Source organism: Paenibacillus jilunlii (assembly GCF_900102965.1).
Lineage (GTDB): Bacteria > Bacillota > Bacilli > Paenibacillales > Paenibacillaceae > Paenibacillus_AQ > Paenibacillus_AQ jilunlii.
Window position 1 is genome coordinate 420340 of the sequence record NZ_FNGM01000001.1, and the last position, 24693, is coordinate 445032.

The 24693-nt window shown below is 51.8% G+C and carries 23 protein-coding genes; 14 read left to right on the forward strand and 9 right to left on the reverse strand.

All coding sequences use genetic code 11. The annotated features are described in order from the left end of the window. Positions 1-29 precede the first annotated feature (29 nt). Positions 30-800 (reverse strand): DeoR/GlpR family DNA-binding transcription regulator, encoded by a 771-nt coding sequence (locus tag BLQ82_RS01920; protein WP_062526846.1) that lies wholly within the window; start codon positions 798-800, stop codon positions 30-32. 223 nt (positions 801-1023) lie between these two features. Here BLQ82_RS01920 and BLQ82_RS01925 point away from each other — a divergent pair, with 223 nt between their 5' ends. The 5 genes from BLQ82_RS01925 to BLQ82_RS31220 all read left to right on the forward strand — a co-directional run bounded on the left by BLQ82_RS01925 (position 1024) and on the right by BLQ82_RS31220 (position 6195). Next, entirely contained in the window at positions 1024-2790 is a 1767-nt protein-coding gene (locus BLQ82_RS01925; RefSeq protein WP_062526851.1) for an L-fucose isomerase, read from the forward strand. A gap of 26 nt (positions 2791-2816) precedes the next feature. Continuing rightward, entirely contained in the window at positions 2817-4244 is a 1428-nt protein-coding gene (locus tag BLQ82_RS01930; protein ID WP_062526853.1) for a rhamnulokinase, read from the forward strand. 19 nt (positions 4245-4263) lie between these two features. Then, positions 4264-4914 carry a class II aldolase/adducin family protein gene (locus BLQ82_RS01935; RefSeq protein ID WP_062526855.1) on the forward strand — a complete coding sequence of 217 codons (651 nt, stop codon included), beginning with the start codon at positions 4264-4266 and terminating at the stop codon, positions 4912-4914. 15 nt (positions 4915-4929) lie between these two features. Beyond that, the gene (gene fucU, locus BLQ82_RS01940; RefSeq protein ID WP_062526857.1) at positions 4930-5361 is read left to right on the forward strand and encodes an L-fucose mutarotase; all 432 of its coding nucleotides are present in this window, start codon (positions 4930-4932) and stop codon (positions 5359-5361) included. Between the two features lie 369 nt (positions 5362-5730). Beyond that, entirely contained in the window at positions 5731-6195 is a 465-nt protein-coding gene (locus tag BLQ82_RS31220) for a hypothetical protein (protein ID WP_143013322.1), read from the forward strand. A 677-nt stretch (positions 6196-6872) separates the two neighbouring features. On the opposite strand, the gene BLQ82_RS01955 is transcribed toward BLQ82_RS31220, so the two are convergent. Then, entirely contained in the window at positions 6873-8378 is a 1506-nt protein-coding gene (locus BLQ82_RS01955) for a serine hydrolase domain-containing protein (RefSeq protein ID WP_062520492.1), read from the reverse strand. A 456-nt stretch (positions 8379-8834) separates the two neighbouring features. Here BLQ82_RS01955 and BLQ82_RS01960 point away from each other — a divergent pair, with 456 nt between their 5' ends. Both BLQ82_RS01960 and BLQ82_RS01965 read left to right on the forward strand, forming a co-directional pair. Then, positions 8835-9881 (forward strand): aromatic ring-hydroxylating oxygenase subunit alpha, encoded by a 1047-nt coding sequence (locus BLQ82_RS01960; protein WP_062520494.1) that lies wholly within the window; start codon positions 8835-8837, stop codon positions 9879-9881. Between the two features lie 223 nt (positions 9882-10104). Next, positions 10105-11013, forward strand: coding sequence for a hypothetical protein (locus BLQ82_RS01965; protein WP_062520496.1), 909 nt, complete (start codon positions 10105-10107; stop codon positions 11011-11013). Positions 11014-11198: 185 nt separating this feature from the next. Here BLQ82_RS01965 and thiD read toward each other — a convergent pair whose 3' ends face one another. Then, on the reverse strand, positions 11199-12011 hold the full coding sequence (thiD, locus tag BLQ82_RS01970) for a bifunctional hydroxymethylpyrimidine kinase/phosphomethylpyrimidine kinase (RefSeq protein ID WP_062520498.1): 813 nt from the start codon (positions 12009-12011) through the stop codon (positions 11199-11201). A 278-nt stretch (positions 12012-12289) separates the two neighbouring features. Here thiD and BLQ82_RS01975 point away from each other — a divergent pair, with 278 nt between their 5' ends. Beyond that, entirely contained in the window at positions 12290-13402 is a 1113-nt protein-coding gene (locus tag BLQ82_RS01975; RefSeq protein WP_062520500.1) for a glycosyltransferase, read from the forward strand. 247 nt (positions 13403-13649) lie between these two features. On the opposite strand, the gene BLQ82_RS01980 is transcribed toward BLQ82_RS01975, so the two are convergent. The 3 genes from BLQ82_RS01980 to BLQ82_RS01990 form a co-directional block, all read right to left on the reverse strand. Beyond that, positions 13650-14417, reverse strand: coding sequence for an SGNH/GDSL hydrolase family protein (locus tag BLQ82_RS01980; RefSeq protein WP_062520502.1), 768 nt, complete (start codon positions 14415-14417; stop codon positions 13650-13652). A 148-nt stretch (positions 14418-14565) separates the two neighbouring features. Further along, positions 14566-15672: a glycosyltransferase family 4 protein gene (locus BLQ82_RS01985; protein WP_074647640.1), complete on the reverse strand. Its 1107-nt coding sequence runs from the start codon at positions 15670-15672 to the stop codon at positions 14566-14568. Between the two features lie 155 nt (positions 15673-15827). Beyond that, a complete protein-coding gene (locus tag BLQ82_RS01990) occupies positions 15828-16673 on the reverse strand; it encodes a sugar phosphate isomerase/epimerase family protein (protein ID WP_074647644.1) in 846 nt (281 codons plus the stop codon). Positions 16674-16775: 102 nt separating this feature from the next. On the opposite strand from BLQ82_RS01990, the gene BLQ82_RS01995 reads away from it, so the two are divergent. After that, positions 16776-17735, forward strand: coding sequence for an acetylxylan esterase (locus tag BLQ82_RS01995; protein ID WP_074647648.1), 960 nt, complete (start codon positions 16776-16778; stop codon positions 17733-17735). A 125-nt stretch (positions 17736-17860) separates the two neighbouring features. On the opposite strand, the gene BLQ82_RS02000 is transcribed toward BLQ82_RS01995, so the two are convergent. Next, positions 17861-18949, reverse strand: coding sequence for a low temperature requirement protein A (locus BLQ82_RS02000; RefSeq protein WP_062520510.1), 1089 nt, complete (start codon positions 18947-18949; stop codon positions 17861-17863). Positions 18950-19084: 135 nt separating this feature from the next. Between BLQ82_RS02000 and BLQ82_RS02005 the strand changes: the two genes are divergently transcribed. Then, the gene (locus tag BLQ82_RS02005) at positions 19085-19459 is read left to right on the forward strand and encodes a YkvA family protein (RefSeq protein ID WP_062520512.1); all 375 of its coding nucleotides are present in this window, start codon (positions 19085-19087) and stop codon (positions 19457-19459) included. Between the two features lie 108 nt (positions 19460-19567). Here the strand turns inward: BLQ82_RS02005 and BLQ82_RS02010 are convergent, their stop codons facing one another. Next, positions 19568-19951 carry a winged helix-turn-helix transcriptional regulator gene (locus BLQ82_RS02010; RefSeq protein WP_062520516.1) on the reverse strand — a complete coding sequence of 128 codons (384 nt, stop codon included), beginning with the start codon at positions 19949-19951 and terminating at the stop codon, positions 19568-19570. Positions 19952-20094: 143 nt separating this feature from the next. Between BLQ82_RS02010 and BLQ82_RS02015 the strand changes: the two genes are divergently transcribed. The 3 genes from BLQ82_RS02015 (at position 20095) to BLQ82_RS02025 (ending at position 22090) form a co-directional block, all read left to right on the forward strand. After that, complete coding sequence (locus BLQ82_RS02015; protein WP_062520519.1) at positions 20095-20769, forward strand: NAD(P)H-dependent oxidoreductase; 675 nt, start codon at positions 20095-20097, stop codon at positions 20767-20769. Positions 20770-20993: 224 nt separating this feature from the next. Next, the gene (locus BLQ82_RS02020) at positions 20994-21404 is read left to right on the forward strand and encodes a CidA/LrgA family protein (protein ID WP_062520521.1); all 411 of its coding nucleotides are present in this window, start codon (positions 20994-20996) and stop codon (positions 21402-21404) included. Beyond that, positions 21401-22090 carry an LrgB family protein gene (locus BLQ82_RS02025; protein ID WP_062520523.1) on the forward strand — a complete coding sequence of 230 codons (690 nt, stop codon included), beginning with the start codon at positions 21401-21403 and terminating at the stop codon, positions 22088-22090. The genes BLQ82_RS02020 and BLQ82_RS02025 overlap by 4 nt, the downstream gene beginning before the upstream one ends. Before the next feature lie 10 nt (positions 22091-22100). Here the strand turns inward: BLQ82_RS02025 and arfA are convergent, their stop codons facing one another. After that, entirely contained in the window at positions 22101-23609 is a 1509-nt protein-coding gene (gene arfA / locus BLQ82_RS02030; protein WP_062520525.1) for an arabinosylfuranosidase ArfA, read from the reverse strand. A gap of 158 nt (positions 23610-23767) precedes the next feature. Between arfA and BLQ82_RS02035 the strand changes: the two genes are divergently transcribed. Further along, on the forward strand, positions 23768-24670 hold the full coding sequence (locus BLQ82_RS02035) for an ArsR/SmtB family transcription factor (protein WP_062520526.1): 903 nt from the start codon (positions 23768-23770) through the stop codon (positions 24668-24670). The last annotated feature ends 23 nt before the right edge of the window (positions 24671-24693 follow it).

Genomic DNA, 24693 nt, shown 5'->3' on the forward strand with positions numbered 1-24693 from the left:
ATGTCCATCTTACAACGCTGTGCGTCTGATTACTCTGCGGGATTGTGAAGAAGCGATACCTGATATTGGTTGAGAAAAGAGATCCACTCGTCCGAGGGTTTCCCGTCCGTAACGATGTAATCAATCTCGTCAAAACCAAACAGCTTGACAAAAGCGATCCGGTCAAACTTGGAATAGTCGGCCAGCAGGACGGCTTTGCTCGCCTGCTGCCGCATAAGAATCTTAAGCTCGCTTTCGGCTTCGTTGGAATCGCTTAGTCCCCCCGTCATCGAGAGGGCTTTGCAGCTGAACAGCGCCGCGTCCACGTTATACCGCTGAATGGTATGGGAAGCGCTCGGCCCGACAAAAGAGTTGGTCTCCGCTCCCAGCACACCGCCGGTGGAAATCAGCTTGTGCCCGGAATGCTGAAACTCGGACAGGACGACCAGTGAATTGGTAATGATCGTCAGGTTTTTTTTGGCTTCGGTAATTTTCTTCAGCGCCTCAAAGGCGGTTGAACTGGTATCTGTCATCAGGCTGTCGCCGTCATTGATCAGATCCAGGACATTGGCAGCAATGGCCCGCTTGGCGTCGATATTCACCGCATGTCTGTGGGAGTAGGAAGGGTCCTCGTTGGTGTGGACATTCAGGATGGCCCCGCCATAGCTTTTTTTCGCAATGCCTTCTTTGTCCAGCTTCTCCAGATCTCTGCGGATCGTTTCTTCGGAAACATCGAAATCCTGGGCCAGGTCAGCGACATGGACTTTTTTGTTGCGGTACAGCTTATTGATAATGAGCTCACGGCGTTCAAACGCTCTCACGAAGACGGCCTCCTTGCTTAGTTAATTTTTTTCTCTATTTTACTATAATCCGAGGGATAAATAAAAGGGGAATCCACAGGAAAATCCACATTTATGTTTTAAAAACCACATAAATACACAATAAAATGTGGTTTTATGTTGACATTCCATGATTATGATTTTATGATAGGAGGAGATGCAAGCGCTTCATATTGTTCTTATCATTCGGAGGAGGTTATAAGGCATGACAACTCATTATCCCAAAATCGGCATCCGCCCGACGATTGACGGGAGACGCCGCGGCGTGCGCGAATCACTGGAAGTCCAGACCATGGGCATGGCAGAGCGGGTCGCTGCTTTTCTGCAGGAAAATCTGCGTTACCCTGATGGTTCGCCTGTAGAATGTGTGATTGCTGATTCGACAATCGGCGGGGTGAAGGAAGCTTCGGCTGCCCAGGCCAAATTCTCAGGTGCCAATGTTGGCGTATCCATTACTGTGACACCCTGCTGGTGTTATGGTTCGGAAACGATGGATATGGATGCCACTATCCCGCACGCGGTATGGGGTTTCAATGGTACGGAACGGCCCGGTGCGGTCTATCTTGCTGCGGTCTTGTCGGCGTATGCCCAGAAGGGCATTCCGGCTTTTGGGATCTATGGGGAGGATGTGCAGGACTCGGGCAGCGAGGAAATCCCTGCCGATGTTCAGACCAAGCTGCTGCGGTTCGCCAAATCGGCACTTGCCGTTGCCTTGATGAAGGGGAACTCCTACCTGTCTATGGGTTCGGTTTCCATGGGCATCGCCGGTTCGATTGTGAATGACCAGTTCTTTCAGGAGTATCTGGGCATGCGCAATGAATATATCGATATGTCCGAATTCGTCCGCCGTTTCGAGGAAGGGATTTACGATCAGGAGGAATTTGCCCGCGCGCTGAAATGGACGAAGGAGAACTGTCAGATTGGACCTGACAATAACCCGGCGCATCTGCAGGTCAGCAGCGAAGAGAAGGCAGTTCAATTGGAAACCTGCGTCAAGATGGCGCTCATCGGCCGCGACCTGATGATTGGCAATCCGGTGCTGGCCGGGCTTGGCTTTGAGGAAGAAGCTCAAGGCCACAACGCGCTCGCCGCCGGTTTCCAGGGACAGCGCCAATGGACGGATCACTTCCCGAACGGTGATTTCATGGAGACGATCCTGAATTCCTCTTTCGACTGGAACGGCAAGCGCGCGCCTTATATTCTGGCTACGGAGAATGACAGCCTGAACGGTGTAACGATGCTGTTCAATTATTTGCTGACGAATACGGCGCAGATTTTCGCCGATGTCCGCACTTACTGGAGTCCGGCAGCTGTGAAGCGTGTTACCGGGTATGAGCTGCAGGGCGAGGCTGCCGGCGGCCTGCTCCATCTAATCAATTCAGGGTCTGCCGCGCTCGACGGCGCGGGTGAACAGACCAGGGACGGCAAACCGGTGATCAAGCCGTTCTGGGAGATTACCGATGAAGAGGTGGATGCCACGCTGAAGGCAACACAATTCCGTGCGGCATCGCAGGAATATTTCCGCGGCGGCGGCTTCTCTACCGATTATCTGACCAAAGGCGGCATGCCGGTAACGATGGCGCGCCTTAATCTGGTCAAGGGGCTGGGACCTGTCCTGCAGCTGGCGGAAGGCTATACTGTGGAGCTTCCTGAAGAGGTACACCGTACGCTGGATGAACGGACCGATCCTACCTGGCCGACAACTTGGTTCGCGCCTATCCTGACCGGTTCCGGTTCGTTCGGCTCGGTGTATGATGTGATGAACAATTGGGGGGCCAACCACGGAGCGATCAGCTATGGGCATATCGGTGCGGATCTGATCACACTGGCATCCATGCTGCGCATCCCGGTCAGTATGCACAATGTGGAGGAACCGCGGATATTTAGACCGCGCGTCTGGTCACTGTTCGGAACGGAGAGCCTCGAAGCTGCCGACTACCGGGCCTGCCGGAATTTCGGACCGCTGTATTAATTTCCGGGAACGGGCAGGTGGATGTGATGAGCAAGCTGAAGAAGCTGCTGGCCGTTGACCTCGGGGCAAGCTCGGGGAGAGTGATTCTCGGCACCTTTGATGGAAGCAGGATTGTAACAGAGGAGCTACACCGGTTCGCCAACACCCCGGTGGAGGCCGGCGGTCATCTGTACTGGAACGTTCCGGAGCTGCTTGAGGAGATCAAGCAGGGAATCCTGCTGGCAGTCCAGGCTGGCAACGAAATTGTTAGTTTAAGTGTGGATACCTGGGGAGTAGACTATGGCTTTGTGGATCATGCGGGGAAGCTGCTGAATTCCCCGCATCATTACCGCGATCAGCGGGTAGGCAAATACCGCGCCCGCCTGGAGGAGCTGCTGCCGCCGGAGGAGCAGTTCCGTCTGACCGGCAATCAGCCGGACCCGATCAATACAGTCTATCAACTGTTTGCGGATATGCAGGAGAACCCGCTGCTTCAGGAGGATGTTGACCACATCCTGATGATGCCGGATTTGTTCCTGTACCTGCTGTCTGGAGCGTCTTCAGCGGAGCGGACCATCCTGAGTACAAGCGGGCTGGTGGACGCTGTTACGGGAGAGCCTTCTTCCGAAGTATTCGGCAGACTCGGCATCCCGCTCAGGCTGATTCCGCCCCGTGTGGAGGCGGGAACCGCTATCGGCACGCTGCGGCCCGAGCTTTGTGCCAAGCTCGGATGCGGGCCCATCCGCGTGATTGCCGGCGCTTCTCATGATACGGCTTCAGCCGTAGCCTCCATTCCATACGCGGACAAGGACGGCGCAGCGTTTATCAGCTGCGGCACCTGGTCATTGGTCGGGATGGAAACGAAGGCGCCGGTCCTTACCCCGTTAAGCTATGAATATGGCTTCACGAATGAAGGCTGCTGCGGCAGCGGCAACCGGCTGCTTAAGAACATTACCGGCCTGTGGCTGCTGCAGGAGACGCGGCGGGTCTGGGCTGAAGCCGGTGAAAACCTCAGCTTCAGCGAGATGACTGCGCTTGCCGGGAGGGAGGGAGCGGCACAGTCTTTTATTGAGCCTAATGATCCGCTCTTCAGCACGCCCGGCGATATGCCGGGACGGATCGCGGAATACTGCCGGAGCAGCGGCCAACAGGTGCCGGAAACCAAAGGAGCCATCATCCGCACGATTCTGGATAGCCTCGCCAAGTCCTACGCGGCTGCGCTTAAGGAACTGGAGGGAATTACAGGCACCCGGATCTGCAAGGTTCATATGGTCGGTGGGGGCATACAGAACAAGCTCCTCTGCCAGCTGACGGCGGATGCGGCCGGAAGAGAGATTATCGCCGGTCCCGTTGAAGCCAGTGCGCTGGGGAATCTGCTGGTACAGCTGGCTGCGCTGGGGGAACTGGATTTCAGCCGTGCCGCTGAGGTAGTAGGCGCATCCGAGAACCTGACGGTGTATCGGCCGAATAAATGAGAATTGAGGAGAGTAAACCATGGATGAGCTGGAAAAGAAACTGCGTCTGCAAATTTGTGATATCGGCAAAAATCTGTTCAATAAAGATTTTATTGCCGCGAATGACGGCAACATCTCGGCCCGTTTGAGCGAGACTGAGGTGCTGGCTACCCCGACCGGGGTCAGCAAAGGCTACCTGGAGCCGCATATGCTGGTCAAGGTCAACCTTCAGGGAGAGATTCTGGAAGCCCAGGAAGGCTACAGACCTTCAACAGAAGTCAAAATGCATCTGCGGATTTACCGCGAGCTTCCAGAGATGAACGGGGTGGTTCATGCGCATCCGCCATTTGGCACTGCTTTTGCCATTAAGGGGGAAGCGCTCGACAAAATGATGATGCCGGAATCCGTAATTGCCATGGGCGATATTCCGCTGGCTAAATACGGCACGCCTTCCACAGAGGAGGTTCCCGACTCCATCATGCCGTTCCTTGGCAAGAAAACAGCCGTATTGCTGGAAAGTCATGGGGCTTTGACCTGGGGCAAGGATGTAATGGGCGCTTATATGAATATGGAACGGCTGGAATACACCGCCAAGCTGACCTTTTTGACCCGCATGATCCATGGAGAGCGGGAGCTGCCGCCGAACCAGATTGAAGAGCTGGTGGCGCTGCGGTCCTTCTACGGAATGTAAAGGAGAGAGCGGCAGATGCTGAACAAAATCCCCAAGCTGCTCTCTCCCGAGCTGGTGAAAACTATGATGGAAATGGGCCACGGCGACGAACTTGTGCTCGCAGACGCCAACTTCCCCGGACATGCGCTGCATTCCAGAGTCATTCGCTGCGACGGCATCGGTATTCCGGAACTGCTGGACGCCATACTGGAGCTGCTCCCGCTGGATCATTATGCGGACCATCAGGCTGCCCTGATGAGTGTCGTACCGGGAGATCCTACCGTCCCCGTAATCTGGGACACCTATAAGGAAATCATCTCGGGACATGACAAGGAAGCTGTGATCACTCATGCAGAACGTTATGCCTTCTACACCCGCGCCCAAAGTGCTTACGCTGTTGTGGTGACCGGGGAGGAAGCACTGTACGGCAACATCATCCTGAAAAAAGGTGTTATAAAGAGCATTTGAAAAAAGTTGCTGACATAGGCTCTCAGCCCGAAAGAATTAATCCTGCCCCTGGCGGATTCTCCAAGCGAGAATGCACCGGGGGCAGGTTTTTTCGTTGATTAGGAAATTATGATAACATTTCATTATGGTTTTTTAACTCGTCTAAAGGACGAATGTGGACTGAAACAACGGCAGAAATACCGTTGTTGAAGTGCAGAAGGGTCATTTGCAATATTTGTGATTTAATACGTCTTATTATGATTAAATTCGACAAAATAAAAATTTAAAGTTGAAAAAAGATAGGGAAATTGTATGATGTTAATAACTGTTATTTCAACTAAGATATACATATTCCTGGGATAAACCCAATTAGTGAGGAGATGATTATATTTGAAGAAGATTGGTTCTGTCTTTTTGTCTCTTATAATTTTGTTATCCACTCTAACTTTACCTTCTGTTGCTGACGCGCGCGATCCAATAAAACCAGCTTGTAACTCAGTTGAAGATAGGGGGACAGCAATAGTATCAACGAATACTTCACCTACACCAATTTTGTCCTGGGGCATTAACTTTACATCATTGGGTGCAACAGTATATGGAAGTCCAATTACCGTTTCATCAATCTATGGTTCAGTAACAAAGCCGGACTTGAGCGTTAGAATAATCCCACCTGGAACAATCTACGCCCCACATACCTTCGCATGGAACTATCTTTTTCATGGAAGTATCAGCAATTATAATTATGGTAGTTCCTCATCCCCTTTAGCTTCTGGAGACATTATTCATCTTAGATTTGATGTTGATGGACCAACAAGTGTTAATTCAGTGATAGATATTGAATGTAGAATTCCTTAATATTAGTCGAGCAGAGTAATCACTTATCTCTGCTCTTATTTCTTTCTGAAAGAAGATATTATTAAAGAAGGACGTGTTTAAAATAACACAAAATGACGAAGTGAAAAAATGGTACACGGAAACTATGCAATTTGAAACAATGAGGGAGGCGCATGAGTGGGCCTATAGTGAAGCATACAATGCGATTGGAAATCTGTATGATGGTTACATAACCACAGACGAGAAAATAGCATATGCCTTAGTGTTTGAATTAACAAGATCAAATACAATTCATGGTTTTCGTTTTAATATTCATTGTGATTGCGATTTTAGTGTTAAACCTATGGCTTATAAAGTTTGGGTTAGTAGAGGAGTTCATAAAAAGGACAGATCATTTTGATCAAGTTCTTTTTTATTGTTACGCACCTAGCCAGGCTAGGTATAACTAACCGGTGAAAGTCCTGTCGAGGTAAAAGCCAAGTCGCCTCGTAGCTTTTCGTGAGAAGCAACCTTATAGCCCGAAAAGTGAACTACGCCAAAGTCAAAGCTCAATTACTTTAAAACATGCTATATCTGGCCGCCAAGGGAATTATGGTCTTCAAGCGGCGGCTGTTAAGATTCACGGACAGCCCCGGCTTCAAACGGCTGCGCCTTTCAGGGAAGGAAGGCGCAGCCGCTCTAATCTTAGCAGGTTGCTGTCACTTCCGTATTCTGGTCTTCGGGAAAAAGCCGGCGGCGAGCAAAATGAGATGCCAGGCAAAAACCACGAGTGCGATGTTTTTTAAGCCGGACTGCAGGCCCAGTATGCTCCAGGAATAAGAGGCCAAGAACAACAAAGTACCGGTTGCTGTAAGCAGAACCACGCGTATCCCGAGCCGGATATAGGGCTGCTGTGAATGCTTCGTTATGAACAATCTTCTCCGCTTGTGCAAGCGGATGGCAAAGATAACCAGATATAGGCCGAGCGCGGCAGCAAGTCCTTGCGTGATGTATGCATTAGTCTGCCTTCCGGCGGCAAGTGCATCGGAGCCATCGGGTACGGAACCGGTAAGTGACCGGACCCAGGCATTATAAATATCCTGCCGCAGGTCAATTCCGTTCTCGCTGTTTGTCAGAATTGCAAGTCCATCACCGGACTCCGGGACGAACCCGTAAAAGCTGTGGAATCCGCGGTTATCCCCCGGATGATACAACATCACCTGACCGCCCGGCAGGGTTCTTACGAAGATCCCTAAACCGTTGTCAGTCAGAACCGGTGTCTGCATCTCCTGAATAAGCGGTCTTGCAGCCACTTGGTTAAGCGGCAGCTGTCCATTCCGCCCATTCATGCTGTTTATAATCAATGTCATCAGATCAGCGGAGGTGGTGGAGAGGCCGGCGGCGGCTTTTTCGGTAAATTGATAATCCGGCAGTGCCTGACCGAAATATCCATATCCAGTGGACATGGAGGGACTCCCGGTAGTTGCTGCGAAGGTGCTGGAATTCATCCCTAGCGGCTTCAGCACCTGCTCGTCCATGTACTGTTCAAAAGGCTGGCCGGTCACTTCCTCGATCACCAGCTGCAGCAGTGTATAACCTGCACCTGAATACACCTCCTGAGTGCCGGGAGCTGCAGCAACTCTTACAGGATCGTTGGACCAACCGGCTCCGGATAACGATTCCTCCAGTGTCGGAAGCTTTTTTCCCGGAGCGGTTCCCAGGTAGCCTTTGTGTGCAGGCAAGCCTGCGGTATGGCTAAGCAACCGCCGGAGCGTAACTTGGCTCGAATCGAACCCGGAATCCGGCAGTTTCCACCGCGTAAGATATTTTGCAGCGGGATCATCCAGGGAGAGCTTACCTTGGTCAACAAGATGAAGAATTCCCCATGCAGTCAGGCTCTTGGAGACCGATCCTGCCTGGAATAGTGTATCCTTGCTCACAGGCTGGTGACTCTTGGTATCGGCAACACCATAATTCAGGGTGTAGGCGACTTTCCCGTTATGTATCACACCTACTGCCACACCGGGTACCCCGTAAGTCTCCTGCCACTGAGGGACTTTGCGGTCCAGCAATTGCTTGAATTCCTCTGTGCTTCCGGCAGTGGACGCCTTACCCGGCTCAGCATTCATGTGGGGGGAGAAGCCCCATAAAACTGTCAGACTCGTGGCAATTATCATGCCGAAGGCAGTCACCCGGGAAAATATTGTTTTTTCTTTACGCTTCATGCTTCTGAACTCCTTCGGTATTAAGTTAAATGAACACTATATCCAGCATAGTCCACAAGAAGTTCAGCACCCATAGATTTAGCTTACGTCCACCTTTAAAGTTTCTTAAAGGAAGCTTACAGGGCTGTAAGGTAGTGGACGGTAGTTTGCATCATGACCAGTGGTAGAGGTTAGGTTGATTTCTACTATGAGAAGTTAAGCAAACCCCATGCCTCCCTGCGGGGGCTGCTACCCGAGCATCAAAACAGCCTTCTGATTCGTAGAAGGCTGTTTTTGTCTTTTATGTCATGATGCATAACATTGGAATAGTATTTTTAGTCAAAAATACAAAAGAAGACCTTCTGTAATTGATTTTTTTAACGAAACAAGATTAAAATATACACAATAAGTTATATATTCTAACATACAATAATTTATCCTTATGAAGTTTAGTGTGAGTGGAGAGGTGAAACGGTCATGATAGAGGAAAAGAAGAAACCGGTGCAAGAAATCGAGCTTCCCCGTGATTGCACGTTCTCCCCTGAGGACTGGCGGGTACTGGCCGAATACTGGTATCCGGTGGCAATTGCGGACGATGTACAGGACAAACCGCTGGCAGTGATGCTGCTGGATATGAAGCTGGTGTGCTACCGCAGTGAAGGCAAGGTGGTGGTCGCCCGTGATCTTTGCTTCCACCGGGGGGCGCCGCTCAGCAAGGGCTGGGTCGAGAACGGCGAGATTGTCTGCCCGTATCATGGTTTCCGTTACAACTGTGAAGGCAAATGTACCGCTGTACCGGCCCATCCCAGCTCCAAAATCTCACCCAAGCTGAAGCTGATCGTATACCCGGCGGTCGAGCGCTACGGCCTGATCTGGACCTGCCTGGGTTCTGCGGCGGAGCAGATTCCGGAGTTCCCGGGCTGGGAAGACCCTGACTATATCAATATTTTGCCGCCGGGCTTCGATATTGCCGGTTCGTCCGGCCGCCAGATGGAGGGGTTCCTTGACGTCTCCCATTTCGCTTATGTGCATACAGCCACCTTTGGTGACCGGAACAACACGGAGGTTCCCCAGTACAAGGTCAGACGCGAGGGCAATGAGCTGGTCGCTGAATACTGGAGTACGGTAAGCAACTATGGAAAAGGCCAGGAGAACCCGGCGCCGGAGGGTTTCATGTGGCTGCGCGAATTCCGCGTATTTCCGCCATTTGCGGCTTCCCTTACCGTCTATTTTCCCGACGAAGGCAGACTCAACATTCTGAACTGTGCTTCCCCGGTATCCGCACGTTATACGCGCTTGTTCTGTCCGATCTCCAGGAACTTCGACAAGAGTGCGCCGGTCGAGGATACGATTAAGTTCAACCTGCAGGTCTTTGCAGAAGACGCGGAAATGGTGGAGGCGCAGACTCCGGAGGATCTGCCGCTCGATCTGCAGGCCGAAGCGCATATCCCGGCTGACCGCACGTCCATCGCTTACCGCCAGCTGCTGACTGAACTGGGTCTGGGACGGTCTTATACTTCATAAATTGTGGAGCATTCTATAGCTTGATACACAGGTCCCTTCCTGTATCTGTTCTCCGGAGCAGCGTACGGGAAGGGTTTTTGTGTTTTCTTCCGTCGACTGGAGAATGTAGGTCCATGTCTGATAAAATAGAAATGCAGATGGCAGAAATGAATACACAACGATTCCAGACTGTACCGGCAGCGGCGCAATGCAGGACCGGCATCAACCCAAAGGAGACTTAATTGTGAACGAGAAACTGACGCAAGCCTATGAAAGGTTAGGGTTGCCTGAAACCGTAACCAGAGAGGAACTTAACAAAAGGTTCGATCTGCTGCTAAGACGGCGGCGCTCATTGAACACCGAAGCGGAAATCGCCGCCTATGAAGCGGATTTTCAGGCGATCAAGTTTATTCTGGATTTCAGAGACCAGCAGGAAATTCAGGAGGCTGAAGATCAGCGGCTGGCCAAATACGGCAGTCTTGCGGGCGGAGCGCGTAAATGGGAGCGCTTTATGCGGCTCTATAAAACACATGTCATCATTTCCATTATCGCTGTAATCGTGCTTATTTTTGCCGGTAACGCGCTCTATAACAACTGGCAGCATAAAAAGTACCTGGCCTCCTTGCCGCCGGTTGACGCGAAGATTATGTTCATAGGCAATTTCGGTGTGAAGGACGAGGACGGCAAAATGGATGCGCTGAACCAGGCGATCATCGGGCAGTACCCGGAATGGAAGCGGGTGGACAGCAGCATGATCTATCTTCCGAAGACCGGCGAGGGCGCAGATACACTGGATATGAATTATTTGCAAAAAGCCGTAGTCGAGCTGGCGGCGAACACGCCGGATATCCTGATCCTCGATGAAGCTACGCTTGAATGGATCGGCAAACAGGATGGGTTTCAGAATCTGGAGCCCATTCTGGCGGATGGCAAGATCTCCAAAGACGATCCCCGCCTGAAGTGGGGAAAGGTGGGAGAAAGCACTGAGGAACAGCTGTACGCTGTTGACATCACGGACTCGAAGTTTGTGTCCTCCCTGCCGATTAACCATAACACCAAGTCTATTGAAATTGGAGTCTTGGGCGGGGATGAACCAAAGGAGAAAATCATGCAATTCGTGAAGCACATCGCCGAGGAGGGCGCAGCGCAGTAGGAGACTTTGTTGCAGGAGTATTCCTGCAGCAAGTAATTGCATCCTCAATAGATGGATAACAAGAATGGCGGAACAGAAGGGCACAAGCCTTTCCGTTCCGCCATTATTTGTGTTCAGGCATGGGCTGCTGTGCGCTGAAGGATTAACTGCAGCAGGTGTACAGCTTGCCATGCCTTGTCCCGGTATTAACGCTCCAGCCGGTAGCCGCCGTGAAATACAGGGCCGACATATTGGTTAAACGCATAGCCGCTGCGGATGGCAGCGGAGACGAAGTCCTTGGCTTTTACGACGGCATCATGCACAGACAAGCCGTTGGCCAGACCGCCTGTGATGGCAGCGGCAAAGGTGCAGCCCGCTCCGTGGTTGTAGGCCGGTTCGATTTTGGCGGTTTCCAGCACATCATATTCAGAACCGTCGAAGAACACATCTATGGCCAGATCGCCGCCCAGCGCTTTGCCGCCCTTGACAACCACATTTTGGGTGCCGAGGGCATGGATCAGGCGTGCAGCTTCTTTCATTTCGTCAATGGACGTCAGCTTGCCCAGCCCGGACAACACACCGGCTTCGAACAGATTAGGTGTGGCCACTGTGGCGAGAGGCAGCAGCAGATCACGGATCGCATTTGCGCTCTCCGGGTTCAGGACTTCATCTTCCCCTTTGCAGACCATAACCGGATCAATGACTACGTTGGTCTGCAGGCTCTCCTTGATCGCTTTTTCTGCTACCTTAACGATATCCACACTGCCCAGCATACCGGTCTTCATAGCATCGACAGGGCCCCCTGCGAACACAGTTTTCAGCTGCTCCGCAACGATGGCCGCATCAATCGGATAGACATTGTGATGCCAGCCGTTATCCGGGTCCATCGTAACAATAGTGGTCAAAGCGCTGAAGCCGTAAGTGCCATACTCCTCAAAGGTTTTGAGGTCGGCCTGAATACCTGCACCTCCGCTGGAGTCACTTCCGGCAATGGTTAGAGCTTTAATAATTTTTGACAAAGCGAACGTCCCCTTCTGGTATATGAATAGATGAAGCTTGATTCAGGTGGAATCTTTTAAACTCTACGATATTATAACAAAAAACATTCCCGGTGTCCGCAATCAGGCGGGAACTCGTCTACTGTATTGACCTCTGCTTTGCTGGGAGAGTTTCTTTTTTTGGTAAAAAATATTAGGGGGTGGAATGGGAAGAGGAGGAAAAGGCGGTGGGTAGGAGGCGGGTTCCCATTGGAGAAAACTGCATATCCATATAGAAGTACAACGTTTAGGAGGCTGCCATGATCGAAATCAGCTTATGCATGATCGTCCGCAACGAAGAGAACAGTCTGCCCCGCTGCCTGTCTACCGCAGCAACCCTCGCGGATGAGATCATTATTGTCGATACGGGGTCAACGGACCGGACCAAAGAAATTGCCGCGTCCTTTGGAGCGGTGATTTATGATTTTACGTGGATTGAGGATTTCTCGGCGGCCCGGAACTTTGCCTTCAGCAAGGCTACCAAGGATTATATCCTGTGGCTGGATGCCGATGACTACTTGAAGCCTAAGGATCAGGAGCTTTTCAAAGGACTCAAGAGCAGTCTTCCGGGGCATGTAGACAGCGTGAATATGCCGTATCATCTTGCTTTTGACGCTGCTGGCAATGTGGTTACCTCACTTCGCCGCAACCGGCTGGTCCGCCGCAGCTGCAATTTCAAATGGATAGGGCCGGTGCACGAATATCTGGAGGTATACGGCCCATCCTACAGCAGTGATGTCAGCATTACACATGAAAAAGACAAGGCCTACACGGACCGCAATCTGCGGATTTACCAGAAACGGGCCGCAGCCGGTGAAGTCTTCTCCCCGCGGGACCAGTATTATTACGCGAATGAGCTGCGGGACCACGGGCTGCATGAGGAGGCCTGCCGGTATTATACCCTTTTTCTGGAAGGGGAACAGGGCTGGATCGAGGATAATTACCAGGCCTGCCTGCGGCTGGCTGAATGCCAGGAACGGCTGGGGAATAAGGAAGAAGCCTTCCAGGCACTTTGCCGGACACTGAAGATCGATAAGCCGCGGGCGGAATTCTGCTGCCGGCTGGGTGCGTGGCACTTGGAGAAGAATCAGCTGCTTCAGGCCGTCTACTGGTATGAGCTCGCTGTGATGCTGCCCCCGCAGAATGATTCTATGGGCATGCGTAATGAGAGCTATAGCACCTGGCTGCCGAATCTGCAGCTGGCCTTATGCTACGACCGTCTTGGACAGCATGAGAAGGCGAACCTGTTCAACGAAACGGCATTGCGTTATCACCCGGCACATCCCAGCATGCTGTATAACCGGAATTATTTCAAAACCCTGCTCGGTGACAAATATGTCGGGCTGGAGCCTGTTGCAGAGCAAGAGAGGTAAGAGAGGTAAAAGAGGTGAGCGAGGCTTCTCATCCTTGGATGTCCCAATCGACCAAGACATAACCTCGATGTATCAGATAAGCTGCTGAAAATCCCCTGATCGGCCTCAATAACGGATCTCCTGTCCTCAATAGAAGTATCCGGCTGGTTTAAAAGAACCCGCGCACGTTGAAATGTGCCGCGGGTTCTGCCTGTTCCATTAAATCCTGTTCCATTATATAAGAGAACAGGCTGCCGGCCGCAAAGGATCAGCGGCTATGCAGAGCCTGTCCCTTGCCGTCGAGCAGCAAATGGGGTTCGCTGCTGGAGAGGAACTCCAGCACCTTGTCATAGATAATGCGGTGTCCTGCCCGGTTGGGATGAATCCCGTCACGGCAGATGAACTCTGTATAATCCGGCTGCTGAAGAAAAGCGCTCCGGACATCAATAATCTTCGTCTTGGTGCTCTCGGCGACCCTGATAATGGTGGAATTGTACCGTTCCTGCCACCAGTAGATTTTGGTGACACTGCCGAGAAATTTCATGATGTTCGCTTCCGAGGCCGGATTGTTTCCGCTCACCCATTTGAAATAGCTGTCCGCATTCAGCGGCGGCAGGCTCATCAGAATCGGCATGATCCCTTGGGTTCTCAGGAAGTCAATCATATCCCGGAGCATGCTTTCGAATGCCGGAAAATCAGTTTTGGGATTATGTTCAGCTTCAGGGTTATTCACAATCTCCTCCCAGTGGAAATCGCAGTCATTCCCCCCGTATTCGATTAGCACCATATCCGGCTTCTCCTTCAGCACATCCCGTTTGAGATTGCCGAAGCCCTTAAGCAGCGTATTGCCGAATCTGGCCGTGTTGCGCAGCGCCCCCTTCAGCTTGCCTTGCAGCAGGGAGACGTAATTATCCTCTAGAATTACATATTTGCTTCTGGCCTCGTCATAGACCACACCCTTAGAAATGGAGTCTCCGCTCACCACATACTTATATTCAAGCTCTGCAGCTGACGGATGATTATCGTTCTGATGCATGGCCACACCTCCGAAACTATATTGTACTTAATCTTAGTGTAAACCATTCATGAGGGCATTGCCTATGTATAAACGTCACGGGTCATGCGAACAAGCAGCTGCGAAATCCGCGATTCCGGAAGCAGCTGCTTAATATAATGTCTTCAGGCTAATGGCCTTTACTTATTCTATATCCGGCCATTCGGCGCGATAAGGGAGTCCAGGTAGATTCATTAGGGGGGATATTCTGCATAAACCGCACTACAGCCTGCTCCATACTGTTCACACTATTATCCCAGGTCCAGGCCAAAGAATCGGTTTCACCTTGTTCAGCGAGCCGGACTCTAAGCGCAGAGTCAACAATCAGGCGCACCACATCCTGGGCCAGCCGGTTCTCATACCGGTAGGAGAGCAGGCAATTCTCCTCGTGGCGGGCATACTGGAGATTTCCCCCGGAATATACAGACACCAGCGCTGCCCCGCAGCGCATGGCTTCTAGTCCCGGCAGGGAACCGGCATCGAAAGCACTGGCGCTGACAAAAATATCCGCCCCGTTATAGTGATAGCAGAGCTCTTCATCATTCTGCGGAGTGAAGAACCGGTATTTGCCCCCGGCATGCATCTTCTGCAAGGATTCCGAGGAATAGAACTCATCCGGCGGACTTATGAAGTTGATGTTCACCTGCGGCATGTTATGCTTGACGATATCGAGCTGTTTCACCAAGTAGGCCTGTTCACGGTGCGAGGCAAAGCCGTTCTCTTCCTTGCGCAGAATCGCCGTGATATTCAATGGCTCCTGCAGCATGTGGCGGATATGCTGGTTGCGGAACACCGTACTGATGCCTACCGGCACAATGCTCCCGGTAATCCCATGGCTCAAAGCTATTAGTTCCTGCTGCCATTGTGATAAAACCAGCAGCTTGTCAGTGATATGATAGGAAGGGAAGGATACTTCGTTCTCCGGCAGGAAGAGCGGCTCATAGCACAGAGACAGACGGATATGCATGCCTTTTCCCTGTTGGCTTGCCGCCTCGGACACGGGGACAGTCGTATAGAAATTGGACACAATAATATCACTGACGGGGAAATCAGATTCTCGCAGCACAGTGTGGTCCGTCGTTAGTATATGAGAATGGACCGCATAGGAAATGTCGCCCCCTAGTGGCATGAGGATCACAACATCATGGCCCCGGGCGGTAAGCCCGTTGGTGAGTTCTACCAGCATGCGCTGAGCCCCGCCATGGCATAAGGTGAGAATGGGAAATGTAAACCTCATGGATGATCTCTTCCCTTCTACAATATAGCTGAAAATAGCAAACTGGTTATGTATACTATTTTATTCAGCGAATGCCGAGAAGTGCCGGGACTGCAGCCTTTAAATTTTTTCGGTTCCCCAAAAAGGAGGGTTGTGCATCTGCTGAACTGGAAGCATTACGACTGAGGGTCTCTCAGGCGTTCCAGCAGCGCCACCGTTTCACGGATTGCCGGGCCTTGAATATCCTCCAGCGAGACATCGATCATCGGCTTGTGGGCCTGAAGCTTATTCAGGAACTCTGCGGTGTGGAACAATCCCCGGCCTGCCTCGCCATGGCGGAAGCGGATTCCCTCGGCATAAATATCCTTCAGGTGGGCCAGAATGATCCGGTCCCCGAACAGGCTGAAGGCATCGTCCACAATCTCATCCTGGTTCTGGACATGGTCTCCGATCAAGTTGCAGGGATCAAAGACTACGCCAATTGCGCTGGAGGGAACCTCGTCGAGCATCCGGCGCACTTTGGCCGGAGTGGACAACGTATGGGTGCTTACGCCTTCCAGCCCGAGGAACACTCCCCATTTCTCCGCTTCCTCGGCCAGCTCCTCGACCGTAGCCCGCAGGGTTTCCCAGCCCAGCTCCTCATAGCGGTAAGGCTCAAATCCGGCAAAAGTGGTTAAGGCTCCGGTCTCCGTAGCGACCATCGGTGCGCCGAACAGCCGGGCATACCGCAAATGCTCCTTGAACCGCTCGATCTCCCCCCGGCGCATGGCCGGATCGGGATGAATCGGGTTAATGTAGCAGCCGAGCACGCCGATGCGGATTCCCGCGCGGTCAAACTGTTCGGCGATATAATTGGCAAGGCCCGGACTAAGTTTCCCGGTAGAGGTATCGATATCCTGTATTGCTTTGGACAAAGCCAGCTGGACGAAATCGATTCCATAGCCTTGGAGCGCGGCAGTCAGCTCTTTAAGGGGCAAACAGCCTGCGGTGTGGGCCAATGTTCCATAACGGATGGTAAACATCTCCTTTTGGAAAATAGGGATTTGTATTATTATTAACTTTATATTAATAGCGCTTACAGCTACTTGCAATCATAAAGCGCTGACAGAATAGGAGAGCATGCAATGAATACGATAGAGCTCCGCAAGCAGGAACTCGAGAACTGCCGTCCTGAACCGACACTGGAACAGGGGAAGGTCAACGAATTTTGGGATGGCATTCTTGCTGAGTATGCCCGCAAACCGCTGGAGATTATTTCTGTGCCCGAAGTGACGCCATATCCGGGAATGCGGGTAGACAAAGTCAGCTTCCAGAGCTTTGATGAAACAAGGGTTAATGCCTGGCATATTCAGCCTGCACAGGCGGGGAATGGCGGGGAACAGCTTCCCTGCATCATTACGTTTCCCGGCTATTCTGGTGACAGGGGATATCCGGAGCGCTATGCTTCCTGGATACTGCTCGGCTATTCCGTCCTGGCCGTGGATGTGCGGGGACAACTGGGAGAGACCGGAAATCTGCTGCCCATGGAGAGCGGTGTGGCCAAGGGCTGGATTACGCAGGGACTGCTGGAGAAGGAACGCTCTTATTATATGGCAGTGGCCATGGATACCGTCCGTGCCGTGGACACGGCTGCGCAGCTTCCGGGCGTGGATCCTTCGCGCATCGCGATTACCGGCGGCAGCCAGGGCGGGGGCATTGCTCTGCTGGCAGGTGCCTTAAGCAGCCGGATCGCCGCTGTAGCCGCAGATATCCCCAATCTGTGCCGTCTGGATTTCGGCGTGCTGAATTCAACCAGCTCCCTGACCGAAATCGGCGCTTATGTGCGGCGTTATCCGGAGCATCTGGAGCGGGTGCTGGATACGCTTGCTTACTTCGATATCGTGAATCTGGCCCCGCGCATTACGGCCCCGGTTCTGATTTCTGTCGGCTGGAAGGATACCGTCTGCATGCCGGAAAGCGTGTATGCCGCATATAACCGCATAGAGTCGGAGAAGCAAATTCTGGACTATCCGTTCTCCGGGCATGAGGTTAGTGAGTATCATAACCGCCAGAAGGTGTTGTTTTTACAAAAGCATCTGGGTTAGGCGGAAGGCTAGACGAAGAAGGTTGATTCCTGAGAAAGCAAAGGGGCGCCACAGCCAAATGCCGCTGCGGGCGCCCCTTCTCTTTTTTTAATGATGTGGTACCTGGTTATAGCGGATCATCAATGTTAGCTTGTGATCCGGGCATACACGGCAAAGAACAGCGCCATTTCTCCCATGATCAGCACATTCGGCACATGGACTGCCATGTCGAGAATATAAAAGCATACCAGAACTGCTGCAAGCACCGCCAGATGAACGATTCCCAGCCGGTGCTGCTTATGCCGGTAGACGTGGAAGACCAGTGTCGTGGAGGCAAAGTAGAGCAGCACCGAGCCAAACAGCAAATTCAGCATCAGCTCATAATGAAGCTTGTTCAAGAACAGCAGTTGGATTGAGGCAGCCAGCATACACAGCGACAGGAAGATGAACAGATGACCGTAAATGATCGTCTGCCCGGCTGTATAAATATTTTTATCCACCTTTTTCTCCAAGTTATCGTAATACTGCCACCACATGGCTATGATCAGTACGAAGGTCAGGCCCGCGAAGCCTACAGACTGCAGGGTCCAGGTGCTCGACTGCAGCACAGCAAGGATGCTCACAACGGACTCCCCCAGGAGAATCAGGGCAAACAGGGAGAAACGCTCCAGCAGATGGTGAGTATTGGCGGGCGTTTTGACCAGGATTTTTCTGCCCGCCAGCGGCAGGATAATGTCCACGGCAATTCCGGCGTACAGCACGGCATAACGGACCCAGGAATCAAAGAACAGGGAACAGGCGGATATCGCCAGTCCGATCCAAAAGCGGCTGCCCAGATAATGAGCGGTGGCTTTGAGATGCCCGTTTTCCCTGGGCCGTACGTAATGATACTGTACCGCAGTCATCGCCCGCAGCCCGAGGTAGCCTATCAGAAACGAATAATAGGTCTGATCGAAATCCACAGACAGGCTTGCCGTCATAATCAGCACAAAGAACAATTGAATAATCAGAAATATCCGGTGAGAGACAATATCCTGCCCATAGCGGTTGACAAACAGCGTCTGGCCCACCCAAGCCCACCAGATCGGGATGAAAATCAGCACGAATTTGCCCAGTGTTTCAAGCGAAAGGGTTTCGTCCTCAACATGCAGCAGCACATGGCTGGCTTTGGACACGGCGGCAACATACAGCAGATCATAGAAGAGCTCCAGCCAGGTTACTTTTTTTACAGTCATATTACGCTCCTTTGTTGTTCGGATGAATGCAGTTCTGTAGGGTCTGTTTACCCGGAGCGGTCCCGGTTATATGTTATAATATAGGCACTCTACCGATGAGCGCAAGACAATCTGAGCATTAGAGGAGGAACGCAGATGGAGAAGGACGGAGATAAGCTGCCGGCGGAAATGGCAGTGGAGAAATTTAAATACAGCGAGAAGAACGAGCAGCTGGTAAAAAAGAGCTTTTGGAGCAAAACCCGGAAATTTGCCGGGAAGATCCCGTTTACCAAAGATGCAGTGGCGATGTATTACTGTGCCATAGATGCCAAAACCCCTTTGTGGGCCAAAGGCATTGCCTTCGGGGCATTGGCTTATTTCATTTCCCCCATTGACGCGATTCCGGATGCGCTGATCGGCCTGGGCCTCACCGATGACGCGGCAATTATTGCCGCAGGGGTAAGGGCGATTGCCGGCCAGGTTACGGAGGAGCACCGGCAGAAGTCCGAGGAATTTTTTGAGAAGGAATAACCATTTAACCCCACACAGTGAGGTTTTCGCTTGAGGCTGCCCTGTTGCTTTGCGGGACATCATATCCATTTTTATATTTTAAAAAAAGGTGCAGCTTGGGCTGCACCTTCACAGACTCTCTACAGGACAGCTTTCTTTGGAAAGCTGTTTGTTTTGGTATTCTTCGCCCCAATCCTTCATCAGCCGGATGATGGGGATGAGGGTCCGGCCGAACTCGGTCAGGGAGTATTCGACCTTCGGCGGAACCTGCTGATAGACTTCGCGGTGAACAACGCCATCCTCTTCCAGCTCCCGGAGCTGCAGGGTCAGCATGCGCTGGGTGATCCCCGGACAGATCCGGCGGAATTCGCTGAACCGTTTCTTTTCCTCCATCATGTGGTAGAGCAGCACCCCTTTCCATTTGCCGCCGATTACATCAAGGGTGAATTCTACAGGGCAGGCTGCCTGGTCGCAGCCAGGAGAATTACCGAAGCCGCCTTTACGGTCGCGCATAATAACGTCACTCCTTCAGTATCAATTTGTATACTACATTACATTAATGTGCGTACTTCAAAAACAATTATATATACATTAATATAAACGCATAAGCTTCAGGCAGTCAATTAAATGAAGTGAACCGAAAGGGAGTAGAGACAATGGAAATTACAGCAGCAGTCAAAAAGGAAATTATAGCAGCCTATGAATTCAGACATGCCACGAAAGAATTCGACAGCAGCCGGAAGATCAGCGGAGAAGACTTTCAGTTCATCCTGGAAACCGGGAGGCTTTCACCCAGCTCGTTTGGCTTTGAGCCTTGGAAGTTTGTTGTGGTACAGAACCCGGACATCCGGGAGAAGCTGCGACCGTTTGCCTGGGGAGCCCAGAAGCAGCTTCCGACAGCCAGCCACTTCGTGCTGATTCTCTCCAGACTGCCCAAAGATCTGACCGCCGGATCGGATTATATCCAGGGATTCATGAAGGATGTGCAGAACCTGCCTCCGGAAGTTGCTGAAGGAAAAAGTAAAATGTATGACACCTTCCTGACAACCGATTTCGGATTAGCGGGCAATGACCGGGCCCTGTTCGAGTGGGGCGCCCGCCAGACTTATCTGGCCCTGGGCAATATGATGACTGCCGCTGCCCAGATCGGCATTGATTCCTGTCCGATTGAAGGCTTCGACAAGCTGAAAATCGAAGAGATTCTGGCGGCTGAGGGCATTATGGACCCAGAGCATTTCGGAATCGCCTGCATGGTGGCTTTTGGCTATCGCCTGAATGAGCCGCGCGGCAAAACCCGGCGCAGTGCAGATCAAGTTATTCAGTGGGTATAAGGCTGCCGGTGAATGGATTGGAATGAAATCAAAAAACTGCTCTGCTGGGGGTCACATGATACCTTGTGCCTGCCTGCAAAGCAGTTTTTTGCTGTGTGGAGGTCCTGAAAATACATAAAAGCTTCGAAAAACAATTGAAAAATTACTGAAAACTCTGATAGTCTTATGGAGTGAGCATTTTTTGCAACGGATTGTCATTTCAAGATTGAAGGGATTCCTGCAGCATGAAAATCATTCGTATTATTGCCCAGGTAGCTGTACTGTACATATTCTTTCTCGCCGGAGATTATTTGCAGAAGCTGATGCATCTTCCGGTTCCGGGCAGCATTGTCGGACTGTTGCTTTTGTTTATTTTACTGCTGTTCAAGATCGTGCCCGTGAAGCTGATTGAGGACGGCTCCTTATTCATTCTGGCCTATCTGCCAATGTTCTTCATCCCGGCAACAGCCGGAATTATGAATCACCTGGATATTTTCAGCGGCCGGGGGCTGATGATGATTGGCATCCTGGTCGCCAGCAGTGTGCTGACCATGGTTGTGACGGCACATGCCACCGAGTGGATCACAGTCCGCCGGACCGGCAGCAGAAGCCGCTCTAAAATAACGGTTGCCCGCGAGAAGGGGAGCGAAGCATGAATATCCTGCTTGCCGCCGGCTTCGTTCTGATGAATGTTGGTATTTATCTGTTCATGTCCATGCTGTACAAAAGGTTTCGTCTTCCTGTGCTACTGCCGGCGCTCACCGCAACTTTTACAGTGGTGGTTCTTCTGCTTGGCTTCGATATTTCCTATGACACCTATATGATCGGCGGTGAATGGATCAACCGCCTGCTCGGACCGGCTGTGGTATCCCTTGCTTACCCGCTGTATAAGCAGCGCCATGTGCTGTGGCAGAACCTGCCGGCCATACTCGGAGGGACGGTTATCGGGCTGCTGGTCGGCATGTTAAGCGGGATGCTGATGGCGGTGGGCCTCGGCTTTTCCAAGCTGTATGTGCTCTCGATCTTGCCCAAATCCATTACAACCGCTGTAGCGATCCAGATTTCCAGCAGTCTTGGCGGTGACTCTTCCTTAACCTCCGTCTTCGTCATGATCGCCGGGTTCACCGGAGCCATTGGCGGGCCTTATATCATCAAACTGTTCAGAATACGCAGCGAATCCGGCATTGGCATCGGCCTGGGGACAGCTTCTCACGCTCTGGGTACAGCCAAAGCGCTGGAGTACGGAGAACAGTCGGTATCCATGAGTTCTGTGGCTATGACAGTCTGTGCGATAGTAGGCTCCATAGTAGGCCCGCTTGTTTCATGGATCATGTATCACTAGAAAATCCGGCCTAGCTCTTCACCCGCAGACGGATCACATTCCACGAAGCTTTGGACAGAAGGGCGGTGATGCGGCCGTCCTCAGCCACCGCTGTTCCGCGGTCATGGGGAAGGACATTCCCCGGATGCAGCTTGGTGTTGGCCGCCTGCAGATCTTCATGATCCATAACGGTATGCTGAATGACTTCAGTGGGTCCGAAGCTGCGCAAATCCACGGAAAGCTCCATTCCTTCGCTCAAATGGCGGTTTACAGCAAAGACGGTAATTTCACCAAGCTCCTCATTGTATACGCTTACTGCTTCCAGGTAAGGAACATCGGTGAACTCGCTGGAATCATATTTAGGACTGTTAATAAGCGGATGCAGCACCGTTCCCCGCCCGTAAAGGGAGGCATGCATGTATGGGTAGTACGTAGTCTGGAGCCATAGCGGTCCTCCGTTCTCAGTCGTAATCGGCGCAATGGTATTGATCAGCTGGGCAATGCAAGCCATCTTCACCCGGTCTGCATGCTTCAGCAGGCTGATCAGGCAGCAGCCCACAGCCAATGCATCCTCCATATTATAAACATCCTCGAATTCCGGCGGAGCAATCTGCCAATGGGTTTCCATCCGGCTTGACCCCTGGGATTTCCACACATTCCATTCATCCAGAGACAGGTGGATTTTCTTTTTGCTCTTCTTTTTGGCTTTGATATAATCGCATATCGCTGCCACGCTGTCGATGAACTGGTCCAGATCCAGAGACTTGGCAAGAAAGTTGGCGGTGTCTCCATCGTTATTGTTGTAGTAGGTATGCAGGGACAAGAAATCCACATTGTCATAAGTCAAATCCAGTACAGTCGCTTCCCACTCGGCAAAAGTGCTCATGCCGCTGCCCGAGCTTCCGCAGGCGACCAGCTCCAGCGACGGGTCCACCCAGCGCATGGCCTTGGCGGTTTCGTTGGCAAGCCGTCCGTATTCCACAGCGGTTTTGGCCCCGATCTGCCAGGGGCCATCCATTTCGTTGCCGAGGCACCAGGTCTTGAACCGATGAGGAGCCTTCACCCCGTGGGAGATCCGCAGGTCGCTCCAGTAGGAGCCGGAGGGATGATTGCAGTATTCGACCAGGTTTCTGGCGGCGTCAATGCCGCGCGTGCCCAGATTCACTGCCATCATGACCTCTGAGCCGGCCAGCTTGGCCCATTCTGCGAACTCATTGGTGCCTACGTGATTCGTTTCAGTGGTCCACCACGCAAGTTCCAGTGTTTGCTTGCGTTCCGTTTTTGGGCCAACCCCATCTTCCCAGTTGTAGCCGGAGACGAAATTGCCGCCGGGATAACGGATAATGGGAACATTCAGTGCCCGGACGGCATTCAGCACATCCTGGCGGAATCCGTTCTCGTCCGCCGTAGCATGTCCCGGTTCATATATTCCCCCGTAAACGGCACGGCCCAGATGCTCGATGAATGAACCGTAGAGACGCGGGTCTACCTCTCCCAGCTTGAAGTCTTTGTCGGCAATCATGGATGCCTTAATGGTCATAGTCAAATTGCTCCTTTTCAGGATTAATATAAATCTTAATTGAATATTGTGTTTTAATGATTACATCATACGAATCATCCTTTATAATTAGCAATATAAAAATTCAGGATTAACTTAATAACTAATTCTTACCTTGAAGGATAGATTGGAGGATAGAAATGTATTTAACAACGGATGCTGAATCGCTTAGGGTATATGAAGCTTTGGCCAGCGAGGTGCGGCTGCGCATTATTGATCTGCTGAGTGAACGGGAGATGCATATTAAAGAGCTTGCTGCAAGCCTCTATCTGAGCAGCGCCATTGTCAGTACTCATGTCGCCAAGCTGCAAAGAGCCGGCATCGTCAGCTCACAAATGAAAAGAATGGACGGCGGAACCTATAAATACTGTTCATTGTCCGCGAATTTTTTACAGATTAAGCTGGCGGGCTCACGCAGCATTTCCAGAAAAGTGGTTGAGGTATCGGTCCCTGTGGGGCAGTATACGGATTTACGGGCAGCACCAACGTGCGGCATTGCTACCACGGAGAAGCTGATCGGTTATTATGATGATCCGCGTTACTTTTTGGACCCCGAGCGGGCAGATGCCGGAATCCTGTGGTTCGCCAAAGGCTATGTGGAGTATAAGGTGCCGAATTATCTTTTTATGGATCAGAAGGTCCAGGAGATCGAAATCTCCATGGAAATTGGCTCAGAGGCCCCTCATGTGAATGAGAAATGGCCTTCGGATATTACGTTCACCCTGAATGGAGCAGAGTTGGGCAAGTGGACGAGTCCCGGCGACTTCGGCGTAATGAGAGGGCGGCTGACGCCGTCCTGGTGGAACCCCGATGTGAACCAATACGGGCTGCTGAAGGTGCTGCGGATTAATTCGGGGGGGACTTATATAGACGGACAGCGGATTTCCGCTGTGACGCTGAATGATGTATCCTGGCAGCAGGATCAATGGAGCTTCCGGTTAACCGCAGAAGACAGCACCCGAAGACGGGGCGGATTAACTTTGTTCGGCCGGGGCTTCGGCAATTACGAGCAGGATATTGTATTCAGGGTGTATTACGAATAAGGCGTGCAGCAGCGCCATGGTGT